Source organism: Solimonas sp. SE-A11 (assembly GCF_030345715.1).
Taxonomy (GTDB): Bacteria; Pseudomonadota; Gammaproteobacteria; order Nevskiales; family Nevskiaceae; genus Solimonas_A.
Window position 1 is genome coordinate 55,580 of sequence record NZ_JAUASX010000015.1, and the last position, 12,837, is coordinate 68,416.

Annotated in this window: 12 protein-coding genes; 7 read left to right on the forward strand and 5 right to left on the reverse strand. The window is 68.3% G+C overall.

The genetic code is table 11. The features are described from left to right. Positions 1–42: 42 nt before the first annotated feature. From QT386_RS16535 to QT386_RS23500, 3 genes are read right to left on the reverse strand one after another with little or no spacing between them, the layout of a single operon-like run. Positions 43–1,398 (reverse strand): DUF1329 domain-containing protein, encoded by a 1,356-nt coding sequence (locus tag QT386_RS16535; RefSeq protein WP_289274845.1) that lies wholly within the window; start codon positions 1,396–1,398, stop codon positions 43–45. 39 nt (positions 1,399–1,437) lie between these two features. Further along, positions 1,438–4,029, reverse strand: coding sequence for an RND family transporter (locus QT386_RS16540; RefSeq protein ID WP_289274846.1), 2,592 nt, complete (start codon positions 4,027–4,029; stop codon positions 1,438–1,440). A 52-nt stretch (positions 4,030–4,081) separates the two neighbouring features. Beyond that, positions 4,082–5,479 (reverse strand): fatty acid desaturase, encoded by a 1,398-nt coding sequence (locus QT386_RS23500; RefSeq protein ID WP_367401453.1) that lies wholly within the window; start codon positions 5,477–5,479, stop codon positions 4,082–4,084. Between the two features lie 112 nt (positions 5,480–5,591). On the opposite strand from QT386_RS23500, the gene QT386_RS16555 reads away from it, so the two are divergent. From QT386_RS16555 to QT386_RS16575, 5 genes are read left to right on the forward strand one after another with little or no spacing between them, the layout of a single operon-like run. Then, positions 5,592–6,638 (forward strand): AraC family transcriptional regulator, encoded by a 1,047-nt coding sequence (locus QT386_RS16555; protein WP_289274847.1) that lies wholly within the window; start codon positions 5,592–5,594, stop codon positions 6,636–6,638. 56 nt (positions 6,639–6,694) lie between these two features. Further along, the gene (locus QT386_RS16560) at positions 6,695–7,009 is read left to right on the forward strand and encodes a DUF2834 domain-containing protein (RefSeq protein WP_289274848.1); all 315 of its coding nucleotides are present in this window, start codon (positions 6,695–6,697) and stop codon (positions 7,007–7,009) included. Next, entirely contained in the window at positions 6,996–7,391 is a 396-nt protein-coding gene (locus QT386_RS16565; RefSeq protein ID WP_289274849.1) for a hypothetical protein, read from the forward strand. The genes QT386_RS16560 and QT386_RS16565 overlap by 14 nt, the downstream gene beginning before the upstream one ends. After that, on the forward strand, positions 7,388–8,248 hold the full coding sequence (locus QT386_RS16570) for an alpha/beta fold hydrolase (protein ID WP_289274850.1): 861 nt from the start codon (positions 7,388–7,390) through the stop codon (positions 8,246–8,248). Before QT386_RS16565 ends, QT386_RS16570 begins: the two co-directional genes overlap by 4 nt. Next, on the forward strand, positions 8,245–9,108 hold the full coding sequence (locus QT386_RS16575; protein ID WP_289274851.1) for an alpha/beta hydrolase: 864 nt from the start codon (positions 8,245–8,247) through the stop codon (positions 9,106–9,108). Before QT386_RS16570 ends, QT386_RS16575 begins: the two co-directional genes overlap by 4 nt. A 9-nt stretch (positions 9,109–9,117) precedes the next feature. Here the strand turns inward: QT386_RS16575 and QT386_RS16580 are convergent, their stop codons facing one another. Both QT386_RS16580 and QT386_RS16585 read right to left on the reverse strand, forming a co-directional pair. Further along, a complete protein-coding gene (locus tag QT386_RS16580; protein WP_289274852.1) occupies positions 9,118–10,428 on the reverse strand; it encodes an NAD(P)/FAD-dependent oxidoreductase in 1,311 nt (436 codons plus the stop codon). Positions 10,429–10,481: 53 nt separating this feature from the next. Continuing rightward, a complete protein-coding gene (locus QT386_RS16585) occupies positions 10,482–11,318 on the reverse strand; it encodes an EcsC family protein (protein ID WP_289274853.1) in 837 nt (278 codons plus the stop codon). Between the two features lie 47 nt (positions 11,319–11,365). Between QT386_RS16585 and QT386_RS16590 the strand changes: the two genes are divergently transcribed. Together QT386_RS16590 and QT386_RS16595 are read left to right on the forward strand one after the other, a co-directional pair. Then, positions 11,366–12,133, forward strand: coding sequence for an NRDE family protein (locus QT386_RS16590; RefSeq protein WP_289274854.1), 768 nt, complete (start codon positions 11,366–11,368; stop codon positions 12,131–12,133). Between the two features lie 9 nt (positions 12,134–12,142). Then, the gene (locus QT386_RS16595; RefSeq protein ID WP_289274855.1) at positions 12,143–12,769 is read left to right on the forward strand and encodes a methylated-DNA--[protein]-cysteine S-methyltransferase; all 627 of its coding nucleotides are present in this window, start codon (positions 12,143–12,145) and stop codon (positions 12,767–12,769) included. The last annotated feature ends 68 nt before the right edge of the window (positions 12,770–12,837 follow it).

Genomic DNA, 12,837 nt, shown 5'->3' on the forward strand with positions numbered 1-12,837 from the left:
AAGCTCCGAAGGGGCGGCGGCTCGTGCCGCCGCCCCGTCTTCTTACTTGGACGTGCGCTTCTGCACCGTCTCGGCCTCGAACGTGCTGTCGGTGAAGGACACCGTCGCGTCGTAGGGCTGGTCTTCGTTGATCATCGCGGTGACGAAGTAGCGGCCGGAGTTGAGGTGATAGATCACCTCCGGCTGGGTGGTCGCCGCCAGGATGTTGAAGTACGGCACCAGGTGCCCTTCCTGGAACTGCATCAGCTTGCCCTGCTGGTCATAGTCGTCGATGGCGACGATGTTCCAGCTGTCCTCGTCCAGGTAAATGCGACGCTTCTTGAAGGTGTGGCGCTGGTCTGGCTTGTTGTCGGCCTCCACCACCCAGACACGGTGCAGCTCGTAGCGCGGCAGATCCTGGTTGATGTGGTTGGGCCGCGCGATGTCGGCATACTTGGTCTTGTTGCCGGCGATGCGGTAGGCGTTGTACGGGATGTACATCTCCTTCTTGCCCACCAGCTTCCAGGTGAAACGCTCCAGCACGCCGTTGTACATGTCCACCTGGTCGTAGAACTGGTGGCCGTCGGTGCCTTCATACGGGTTGTCGCAGCAGACCGCAGGGGCGCGGCGGATGCGCTTGAGCACCGGCGCGTACAGCCAGGCGGCGCGACCTTCCGTGCCGAAGCCCGCCTTCTCGTGCACCAGGATGAAGGTGCCGGCGATGCGCGGCGGCGAGATCGTCTCCGACAGGTAGCGCAGGAAGTCGGTGCCCGGCTTCAGCTCCGGCGGGTTGGCGTTGCCGACGTTGGCGTAGTAGAACTTCACGTCCTCGACGATCTTGGTCAGCGTGAACTTGCCGTCCTGCTGCACGATCATCTGGTTGTTGTAGCGACGCAGCGCGTCACCGCGCCACTTCACGCGGTGATTCCAGATCGGCTCGGCACCGGAGCGCGGGATCGGGAACGGAAAGCCGACGAAGGCGCCCTTGGGGTTGTCCACGCCTTCCAGCTCGGCGCGGGTGGCATTCTTCACCGTCTCCGCCAGCACCTTCTCGGGGAAGTTCACCTTGCGGTGGCTGGGGTAGACGTTGAGCTTGTAGCTGGCCGGGAAGCGCTTGAGCAGCTCCTTGTGGCCCTCGGTCAGCTTGTCGGCGTACTTCGCCTGGTTCTTGGCGTCGATCGTGAACAGCGGCTTCTCGCCTTCGATCGCCGGATCGGAGGGGAACTGCCCCTTCAGCGCGCCCGACTGCTTGGCGGGCTTCCACTCGGGGATGGTGCCGTCCTTGTTGCCGGCGCGCTCGGCGCCCACCGGGGTCAGCTCCTTGCCCAGCTTGGCCGCCTCTTCGGCGGACACCTTGGCCAGCGCCGCCGATGGCAGCGCGGCCGCCAGCGCCACGATGGCGAGTATTCGCATCTTCATCTCGATTTCTCCTCTGTCACTTCTGTAAGGGGGGACAACTCAGGTCACTTGCGGGCCGGCCACCGGTGCCGAAACCGCGGTATCGGTGGGGGGACGCAACAGGAAGGCGGCGAAGGCCGGCAGCAGCACCACGGCGGCCACGGCGTTGGCGACGAACATCATGGTCAGCAGGATTCCCATGTCGACCTGGAACTGCAGGCCGGAGAACAGCCAGGTGCAGACCGTGGCCGCCAGCGTCAGCGCGGTGAAGATCACCGCCTTGCCGGTCTGGTGCAGGGTGTTCTCGTAGGCCTCGCGCAGCTTCATGCGCTTCTGCAGCACGTTCTCTTCCAGCACCGAGTAGATGTAGATGCCGTAGTCCACGCCGATGCCGGCGGCGAAGGCCGCCACCGCCAGGTTGGAGATCTTGATGCCGATCTCCAGGTAGACCATCACCGCATAGGACGCCACGTGCACCAGCGCCAGCGGCACCAGCACGCAGACCAGGCCGGCGACGCTGCGGAACGAGGCCAGCACGCAGATGCCGATACCCACGAACAGCCACAGCAGCACCGAGAACTCGGTGTCCTTGATGACGTCGTTGGCCGCGGCCATCACGCCAACGTTGCCGGTAGCCAGGCGGAACTTGACCGGCGCGTCCTCCGGCAGCTCGGAGACGAACTGGTTGACCGCGGCCACGATGGTGTCGATGGTCTCGGCCTTGTGGTCGCGGGTGAAGACCAGCACCGGCATGGCGCTGCAGTCTTCGTTCAGCAGGCCCGTGGAGCTGGGGAAAGGCTGCACGGTGATCACCAGCGCGCCGCTTTCACGCGGCAGCGTGTTGAACTTGGGGTTGGACTCGCTGTAGCTGTTGAACACCTTCTGCTGCAGCTTGGGCAGCGACAGCGTGGACTGCACGCCCGGGGTGTTCTCCATGCGCCAGGCGAAGCGGTCCATCAGCGAGACGATGGAGTGATCGATGCAGCCGTCGGTCTTGCCCTCGGCTACCACCTTGAGCACGTCCACGCCGATGGAGAAGTCGCGCACCACGGCGGCGGAGTCCAGGTTGTAGCGCGAATCCGGGCGCAACTCGGGAACGCCGGCATGCAGCTCGCCGATCTTCAGATCGCGCGCCACCCACTCGCCCCAGCCCCACAGCGCGGCGGCAGCCACCAGCACCACCGCGGCCACGGGCTTGGCGGTCAGGCCCGACAGCATGCGCCAGATCGGGGCGAACTGGCGGTCACGAGCCTTCTGGTGGGCACGGAACTTCACCGGGTCCTTGACCGTGGCGAAGGTCAGCAGGCAGGGCAGCAGCATCTTCTTGCACAGCACGATCGCCAGCAGGCCAAGCATGGCGTTGATCGCCATCTCGCGGATGATGTCGATGGGGATCAGCAGGATGGTGCCGAAGCCGATGAAGTTGGTGGCCAGCGCCGACAGGCCCGGGATGACCAGACGGCGGTAGGTGGCCACCGCAGCTTCCAGCGGCGGCAGGCCGTTGTCGGCCACTTCGTTGAGCCAGAAGCTGGTGATCTGGATGCCGTGCGAGGTGCTGATGGCCAGCACAATGAAGGGCATCAGCACCGCGAACGGGTCCAGCGCCAGACCGACCATGTGCAGCAGGCCCAGTTCCCAGATCACCGCGAGCACGCCGCAGGCCAGCGGCAGCAGCGCCACCTTGGGCGAGCCGCAGTAGCGCCACAGCAGCAGCCACACCAGCAGCACGGTCAGGCCGAAGAAGCTGAACACCTCGACGGCGCTGTCGGCGATATCGCCCACGGCCTTGGTGAAGCCGATGATGTGCACCTCGATGCCCGGGTTGTAGTCCGGGTTCGCCACTTCCTTCACGTCGATCTGGTAGCCGCGGAAGCTCTGCGCCACGCCATCCTCGCCCGGCGCTGCGTTGACGCTCTTGAGCGCGAACAGCAGCCCGCGCGGGTCGCTGTAGGTGCTGCCGACCAGGGCACCGGCCTGCAGCGGTGGCGCGGCGGACTTGAGGTGGTACTCGTAGAGCTTGGGGCTGGTGAAGCGGCCACGCACCTCTTCCAGCCGGTGGGCGGTGTCGATGTAGTCGAGCTTCACGCCGGTGACCGGATCGCGCTCCAGCAGTTCGGAGAACACCATGGCGCCGCCATGGTCGTTGGCGATCAGGCGGCCGACGATGCCGGCCTTGTCGACGTTGGCGCGCACGCGCTGCAGCGACTCCGGGGTCGGCTGGAAGTCGGCCGGCACGACGTTGCCGCCGGCGAAGCCGCCTTCCACTACCTCCAGGTAGCGCACGTCCGGCGTGAAGATGGAGCTGACGCGGGCGCGGTCCATGCCCGGCGTGAAGTACACCGCGTCGGTCAGCGCGCGCAGCGTGCGCATGAAGGAGGCGTTGTAGATATCGCCTTCCTTCTGGCGCAGCGCCACCAGCGTGACGTTGGCACCGCCGAATTCCTTCTGGTACTGCTTGTAGACGCCGATGTAGGGATGGCCCAGCGGCAGCTGCTTGTCGAAACCGGTCTCGACGCGCAGGTGCGTGGCCTGCCAGCCCAGGAACACGGTGATGATGGCCAGGACGGCCAGTGTCAGGCGACGGCGGCTGAAGATCAGCGGCTCCGTCAGGCGAACAAACGCCTGCGCGAATGCGCTACGTGAATCGTGCATGGAAGGACCTCAGATGTTGTCGGGTGTGGGCGGCGAAGCCGCCCGGGCCAGTTCAGAGCGGAGCGAAGTCCGGCTTGTCGCGGACGGCGCAGTGCGGACAGCTCCAGTCCGCCGGCAACCGCGCCCAGGGCGTACCCGGCGGGAAGCCCTCGGGCAGGTACCCGAGCCTTTCGTCGTAGATGAAGCGGCAGTTGGGACACTGGTACTGCGCCGCCCCCTGGACCGGCGCCTGCGGCGCGGGTGCGGCGCCGAGCAGCGGCGGCCCGCGATCGCGATCCGCCACCGAGCGGCCCATCCAGCGGGCCAGCAGCTGCCAGCGGCGCGAGGGCTGCAGGTTGGCGCGGGTCAGGTCGCCGCCGTGGTGCGCCACCACCCTCGGGTCCATCAGGCGGAACCACAGCGGCGGGAAGTAGGCGATCAGCACCATCGCGGCATAGCCCGAGGGCAGCTGCGGGCTGTCGTCGAAGTGGCGCAGTCCCTGGTAGCGGCGCGTGGGATTGGCGTGGTGATCGGAGTGGCGCTGCAGCTGATACAGCAGCAGGTTGGTGACGACGTGGTTGCTGTTCCAGGAGTGGCGCGGCTGGCAGCGCTCGGGACGGCCGTTGGCGTCGCGCAGGCGCAACAGGCCGTAGTGCTCCAGGTAGTTCACCACCTCCAGCAGGGTCGCGCCGTAGGCAGCCTGCGCCACCAGGAACAGCAGCGCCCAGGGACCCAGCCACACGGTGAGTGCGCCGAACATCAGCACGGTCATCGCCCAGGCCTGCAGGTTTTCGTTGCCCAGGGTCCAGGCGCCCTTACCGCTGCGCGCCAGGCGTGCGGCCTCGATGCTCCAGGCCGAGCGGATGCTGCCAATCACGGTGCGCGGCAGGAAAGCCCAGAAGCTCTCGCCCATGCGCGAGCTGGCGGGATCTTCCTGGGTGGCGACGTTCTTGTGGTGGCCCTTGTTGTGCTCGATGCAGAAGTGGCCGTAGGCCACCGGTGCCAGCGTGATCTTGGCCAACCAGCGCTCAAGCGCGTTGGTCTTGTGGCCCAGCTCATGCGCGGTGTTGATGCCCACGCCGTTGGTCATGCCCACGGTGACCACCAGGCCCACCAGTTCCCAGGCGGCCAGGCCACCATGGGCGGCGAGCCAGGCGCCGAGGATCGTCGCGGCGTACTGGCTGGGGATGTAGGCGTAGACGATGCGGCGATAGTAGGTGTCGCGGTCCAGCGCGGCGACGGCGGATTCCGGCGCGTTCACCGGATCGGTGCCGATCAGCCAGTCCAGGAACGGCACCAGGCCGTAGAACACCACCGGCATCAGCCACAGCAGCAGGCCGTTGCCGCCCAGCATCACGCCCAGCACCGACACCGCGCCCAGCAGCGGCAGGGCCGGGCTCAGCAACCACCACCAGCGCTTGCCGTCGCGCCAGCTGGCGGTTTCTCCCATCGTCGTTTCGAACGTATTCATTTTTATAACTTTCTCCAGACGGCGTGCATGCTGCCCGTGCCTACCCACCCGTTCTTGTCTTTTTGCGCCATGTTGTTGTCATAATGAGACAGGACCCCAGGTAGGAGCCCCCATGGCCAGGCAGGAACTGCGCGTGCCAGCGCGGTACTACATGCGCTTGCAGGAAGTGCTGGCACGCCAGGGCATTGACATGCGCGACCTGCTGCGCGATCTGTCGCTGCCGGTGGCCGCGCTGGAGCAGCCCGACGCCACGCTGTACTTCTCGCAGGTGGAACAGATCATCGCGCGCGCGGTGCAGGCCAGCGGACGCAGCGATCTCGGCTTCGAGCTCGGCAAGCTGCTGACGGTGAGCTCGCACAGCATCGTCGGCTTCGGCATGGTCAACAGCCCGACGGTAGAGCACGCGATGCATTTCGTGGCGCGCTACTTCCGGCTGGTGCTGCCGAGCTTCCGCATGCGCTACTCCAGCGGCCCCGATCACGGCGAGCTGCTGTTCACGCCGACCGCCGCCATGGGTCACCAGTGCCTGTCCTTCCATATCGAGACCATCGCCATGGCCTCGCTGCGCGACGTGCACGACATGGTCGGCTCGCGCATCCCCTGCCGCATGTACCTGACCATCGCCGAGCCTTCGCACCTGCATCGCTATACCGAGATCCGCGACCTGCACTGCACGTTCGGCACCGACCGCGAGCCCAGCGTGCGGCTGCAGTTCAACGTCGATTTCCGGCGCTACCCGATCGCGATGGCCGACGCCAATGCCCTGAAGGTGGCGGAGGAACGTTGCCGCGAGCTGGTGCAGCAGGTCACCGACGTTCGCCAGTTCGCCGACTGGGTGGCGATGACCCTGCGGGAGGTCGGCGACGGCGTGCCCACGCTGGCCGAGCTGGCCGGGGCGCTCAACCTGTCCACCCGCACCCTGAACCGCTACCTCGAACGCGAAGGCACCAGCTACCGCGAACTGGCCGGGCGCATCCAGCACGAAATGGCCTGCGAGCGGCTCGCCGCCGGCGTGCTCAGCATCACCGAGATCGCCTATTCGCTGGGCTTCCGCGACACCGCCAACTTCACGCGTGCCTTCCGCAGCCGCGCCGGCTGCAGCCCGCGCGACTACCGCATCCAGCTGGCCAGCAAGGCGCCGTCATTACCTGAGGGGTAATTGAGACTCCGCGCCCACGGCGGGAAGCTGCAGCCTCCCAAGACAAGGAGACTGCGATGAACCTCAACACCCTGCTGCTGGCCGTCCTCTTCGCCGCCTTCGGCGCGCTGAGCCTGGTGGCGATCGCCGAACACGGCTACATCGGCATCTTCACCAACCTGTTCCAGAACACCGCCGGCTGGCAGGCCCTGGCCGACCTGGGCATCGCCTGCCTGTTGATCGTGATCTGGATGGTGGGCGACGCCCGCCGCAGCGGCCGCAACGCGTGGCCGTATGTGCTGCTGACCCTGGCCGCCGGCTCCTTCGGCCCGCTGCTGTACCTGCTGGTGGGCCAGTTCAGCGGTGCCAAGGCACGCCATGCGCTGGCCTGAGGCCCTGCTGAGCTTCAGCTTGGTCGCGGCCGGAGTGCTGCACCTCCTGCCGCTGACCGGGCTGCTGTCCGCCGCCCGGCTCGAAGCGCTCTACGGCATCCCGGTGCGCGACGCCTCGCTGGAACTGCTGCTGCGCCACCGCGCCCTTCTGTTCGGCCTGCTCGGCGCGCTGCTGATCGCCGGTGCCTTCCGCAGCGAACTGCGGGCCGCCGCCATCATCGCGGCGCTGGCCAGCATGGTCGGCTTCCTGCTGCTGGCCGTGCAGGTCGAGGGCCTGGCCGCGCCGCTGCGCCGCGTCGCTCTGGCCGACGGGCTCGCTACGCTGCTGCTGCTCATCGCCCTGGCCGTGCATGCCTGGGGCCCCAAGGGAGACTCTGCTTGATCCAGGCCCAACCCCTGTCCCTGCGCTGCGCGGACAGCGTCACGCTGTCCGCGCGCGAATACGCCGGCGGCGATGCCGGCGCGGTCGTGATCTCCGCCGCGCTCGGCGTGCCGCAGGGCTTCTACGCCGCCTACGCCAGCTGGCTGGCAGCGCAGGGACTGCACGTCATCACCTGCGACAACCGCGGCTTCGGCGATTCCGCCAAGGCCCTGCGTGGCATCGCCGTGGACCTGGCCGACTGGGGCCGGCAGGACCTGGAAGCCCTGCTGCAGCGCGCACGCTCGGTGAACGCACGCCACTTCCTGGTCGGCCACAGCATCGGCTGCCAGATTCCCGGCCTGGCGCCGTCCAGCTCAAGCCTCAGCGGCGCCGTGTTCGTCGCCGGCACCGCGCCGCATCTGCGCTACTACCCCTGGGGCCAGCGTCCCGCGCTGGGCCTGCTGTGGTACGGCCTAGTGCCCTGGTTCACGCGCGGCCGCGACGCTGTGCCGCAGTCGAAGCTCGGCCTCGGCAAGGGCCCCGCGCTGCCGGTGGGCGCCGCCGCCGGCTGGGCCCGCTGGGCGCGCTCGCGCGACTACCTGTTCACGCCGGAGCTCGGGCTCGACCTGTCCGGCTATGGCCAGATCCGCGCACCGATCCTGGCCTGGAACTTCCCCGACGACCAATATGCCCCGCGCGCCGCCGTGGAAGCGCTGCTGCGCCACTACCCGCAGGCACGCATCGAGCGCTGCGGCGACGAGTTCACGCAGGGCGTTGGCCACTTCGGCTATTTCCGCGAGGCCCACCGCGACACGCTATGGCGCCGCACCGCCGACTGGCTGGCACAACAACCACCAGCTTCAGGAGCAACCCCGTGATCGATGCCGGCCGCCTGTACCGCTCCCTGCCGGTGCGCGAGCTGCAGGTCGGCGACGCCAGCCTGCCCTACTGCTGCCATGGCGGCGGCCCTGACCTGCTGCTGATCCACGGCTTCCCGCTGTCCGGCTACACCTGGCGGCACCTGCTGCCGGAGCTGGCCCGGCACCATCGCTGCCATGTCGTCGATCTCGCCGGGCTCGGCGACTCGCGCTGGCGCGACGACACGGACTTCACGTTCACCGGCCACGCCCGCCGCCTGAAGGCGATGGCGGAGCAACTCGGCCTGACGCGCTACGACATCCTGGCGCAGGACACCGGCGCCACCGTCGCGCGCTGCCTGGCGCTGCTGGCCCCGGAGCATGCGCGGCGCCAGGTGCTGATCAACACCGAGATTCCCGGGCACCGCCCGCCCTGGATCGTGGAGTACCAGCTGCTGATGCGCCTGCCCTTCACGCTGGCGATCTTCCGGCAGTTGCTGAAGTCACGGACCTTCCTGCGCTCCGGCATGGCCTTCGGCGGCAGCTTCTGTGAGCTGGACCTGATCGACGGCGACTTCCAGCGCCGCTTCGTGCAGCCGCTGATCGAACAGCCTCAGCGCCTGGAGGGCCTGAAGCACTACCTGCTCGGTATCCACTGGCCGACGCTGGATGCGCTGGCCACGCGTCATGCGGAGCTGCGCGAAGCGGTGCTGTTGCTCTGGGGCGAGGAGGACCGGACGTTTCCGCTGGCACAGGCCCGGCAGATGCTGCCCCAATTCCACGAGGCGCAGCTGGTCTCCATACCGGGCACACGGCTACTGCCGCAGGAGGAGAAGCCGGCGGCCGTGATCAAGGCGACGCTGGAATTCCTCGGAGCCTAGACTCGGGGATCAGGAACGCTCTGCCCGCAACTTGCGCGTCTGCGTCGGCGCGCCCGTCACCAGGCGGTCGCCGATGTGCCGCGTGAAGTACTTCCAGGTCCACTGCACGAACACGCGCAGGCGCTGCGCACCATCCACCAGCGCCGCGATATGCACGAAGGCCCAGGTCAGCCAGGCGAACCAGCCGGTGACCTTCATGAACTTCAGGTCGCCCACGGCCTTGTTCATGCCGATCACCGCCATGGTGCCGCGGTCCACGTACTTGAAGGGCTCGGGCGCCTTGGCGCCGGTGACGCGGGAGTGCAGCAGGTCGGCCGCGTAGCGGCCCTGCTGCATCGCGGCGGGCGCCAGGCCCGGCACTTCGCTGCCGGTGGCGTCGGTCAGGCGGGCGAGGTCGCCCAGCACGAAGATTTCCGGGTGGCCCGGCAGCGAGCAGTCCGGCTCCACCTTCACGCGGCCGCCACGGTCCAGTTGCACGCCGGTGCGCTGCGCCAGGATCTCGCCGAACAGCGAGGCGCGCACGCCGGCGGCCCACAGGATGGTCTGCGTGCGGATGGTCTCGCGGACCTCGCCCTTCTTCGTGCGCACGGAGTCGGCGTCGATGTCCTCGACCATGGTCTCGGTCAGCACCGTGACGCCGAGCTGCTCCAGGTGCTTGCGGGCGGACTGGCGCAGGCCCTCCGGGTATACCGGCAGAACGTCCTTGGCGCCTTCCACCAGCAGGATGCGCGCTTGGCTGGGGTCGATGCCGCGGAAATCGCGGCGCATGGTCTTGTGCGCCAGCTCGCCGATGGCGCCGGCCAGTTCCACGCCGGTGGGGCCTGCGCCGACCACGACGAAGGTCAGCAGCTCGCGGCGCAGCGCCTCGTCGTCGGTCAGCTCGGCGCGCTCGAAGGCACTGAAGATCTTGCGGCGCATCTCCAGCGCGTGCTCCAGCGTCTTCAGGCCGGGGGCGAACTCGCGCCACTCGTCGCGGCCGAAGTAATGGTGCTTCACGCCGGTGGCGACGATCAGGGTGTCGTACTTCAGCTCGCCGAACTCGTGCTTCAGCACGCGCGCCTGCGGGTCCACGTCGAAAGCCGTGGTGGCCAGGCAGCGCACACGGGGATACTTGCGCAGCACCACGCGCTGCGGGATCGCGATGTCGCCGGTGGACAGCGAGCCGGTGGCCACCTGGTACAGCAGGGGCTGGAACAGCTGGAAGTTGCGCTTGTCGAGCAGGGTCACCTGGTAGCCGCGCTGGCCGAGACGCTTGGCCGCATGCAGGCCGGCGAAACCGCCGCCGACGATGACGACATGATGCTGGTCGGGGAGGGACATATTCGAGCTTTCTAGTGGTAATGTTGCACTGCGGCAAAGATTACCACAGGCCCTCAGCCGGGCGGGGGCAGGACCTTGAACGGCGCCGATAAAGCCTTGTTTTTCGGGTACTTGGCATGCAGCCAGCGCTCCTGGAAGACGTAACGCGCTACCCCCGCCACGTCGTGCACGTACCAGGCGTTCATCGATGCGCCGACCGCCGCGCCCAGCACCGGGACCACCCCCATGACCTTGCGCCGGCCCATCTGCACGCCGATGCGGCTGGCCAGGGTCTGCATGCTGAATACCGCCGCCTCCTTGGCCATCTCGCGCTCGGCCACGCGCTCCACGCCATCGCGCCAGGCCGCGTCCAGCAGGTCGCCGCGCGAGCGCAGGGCCGCCAGCGCGGCCTGCTTCTCTTCCATGGAGTTGGCCGAGGCCAGCGCGAAGATGCCGATGGCCATGGCCTTGTGGGCCTGCAGGCCGTCCTCGCCGTAGCACATGGCGGTGCGGTGGATGGTGCGCAGGCCCATGCCCAGCAGCGCCGGCACGTCCACCACCATCCCGGCCGCGCCGGCCACGCCCAGCACCGCGCCGCCCGCGCCGGCCAGGGCCATGGCGCGGCGTTCCACCTGCCGGGACAGCTGGTCGCAGACTTCCAGCGGCAGCTCGCGCAGCTGGCGCGGCTCGTCGATGCCGGCGGTCTTCAGCAGCGCCTCGCGGCCGGAATAGCGGAAGGCCACGTCGTTGAGCCCGTTCAGCGCGGCGCGCAGCGCGGACACCGGCACCAGGGTCTTCACCGCCACGGCGGCCTTGCTGCCCGGCTTGGCCAGCAGGCGCGTACCCCAGCCCGGCGTCTCCTGCTCCCACTGGCGCAGGGCTTCCAACTGCTGCTGTTCGTACTCGGTCATTTCGGCACCCGGTTGACGTGATATGCAGTCTGACAACATTCTGGCGCATGTGTTTGATCGCCCTGGCCTGGCAGGCCCATCCGCGTTACCCGCTGGTCATGGCGGCGAACCGCGACGAGTTCCACCACCGCCCCACGGCGGCGGCGGCGTTCTGGCCGGACGCACCCGGCGTATTCGGTGGCCGCGACCTGTCGGGCCACGGCAGCTGGCTGGCCGCCTCGCGCGATGGCCGTATCGCCGCCGTCACCAATGTGCGGCGCATGGTCCCGCCGAGCCCGCATGCGCCCTCGCGTGGCGTGCTGGTGTCCGACTTCGTTGGCGGCCGGCTCAGCTGCGCCGAGTATGCCGCGCAGCTTACGGGCGGCGCGGCGCTGTTCTCCGGCTTCAACCTGCTGCTGATCGACAGCAACAGCGCGCTCTACGTCACCAATCAGCCGGAGTACCGCGTGGAGGTGCTGCGCCCGGGCGTGCATGGCCTGAGCAATGCCACGCTGGACACGCCCTGGCCCAAGCTGCGGCGCCTGCGCGACGGACTCTCGACCTGGGTGGCGCGCGACCGCACCGACAGCGACGCACTGTTCGAACTGCTGGGCGATTCACGCAGCGCCGACGACGCCGAGTTGCCCGACACCGGCGTGGGCCTGGAGATGGAGCGCTTCCTGTCGCCGCCGTTCATCCGCGGCACCAGCTACGGCACGCGCAGCAGCAGCCTGCTGCTCTGCGAAGACGGCCAGCTCAGTTTCAGCGAGCGCCGCTACGGCCCCGACGGCCAGCCCGCCGGCGAAACCCTGGAACGCTTCGCGCTTGGCGACTAGGCTGCGGCCATGGACGCACTGGAGCAGGAAGAGCAATTGCTGGACCAATGGCTGGAGCGCTTGCCGCAAGGCAGCGGCGCCGCCGATGTCTGGCTGCGCCGCATGCACACGCCGCTGGGCACGATGCTCGCCGGCGCAGCTGCGCAGGGCGTGGTGCTGCTGGAGTTCGCCGACGCGGCACGACTGCGCCGCGCCGGTGCCGCGTTGCGCCAGCATTTCGGCGATGACTGGACCGCCGCGGATCATCCCTGGCTGCGCCAGCTGGAAGCAGAACTGTCGGCCTACTTCAACGGCCGCCGCCATCGCTTCGAGGTACCGCTGGTGTTCCCCGGGACGCCGCTGCAGCAGTCGTTGTGGCAGGCACTGACCGAGATCCCCCATGGCGAGCGGCGCAGCTACGAGCAGATGGCGGCTCAACTCGGCGTGCCCGGCGCCGTGCGCGCCATCGGCACCTGCAACGGCATCAACCGCCTGGCCATTGTCGTGCCCTGCCATCGCCTGGTGAACAAGGATGGGCGTGGGCTTGGCGGCTATGGTGGAGGCTTGTGGCGCAAGCAGCGCCTGCTGGAGCTGGAATCCGCCATCTCTGTGCGAACCACGTCCTTGTCGGAGCCTCCCCGCTCGCCGACACTCTAGGACCAACCCTCCCAGCGAAGGTCCCACCAGGAGCAGGCAGTGTCTTACAGCGGCGATCTCGCCTTCCT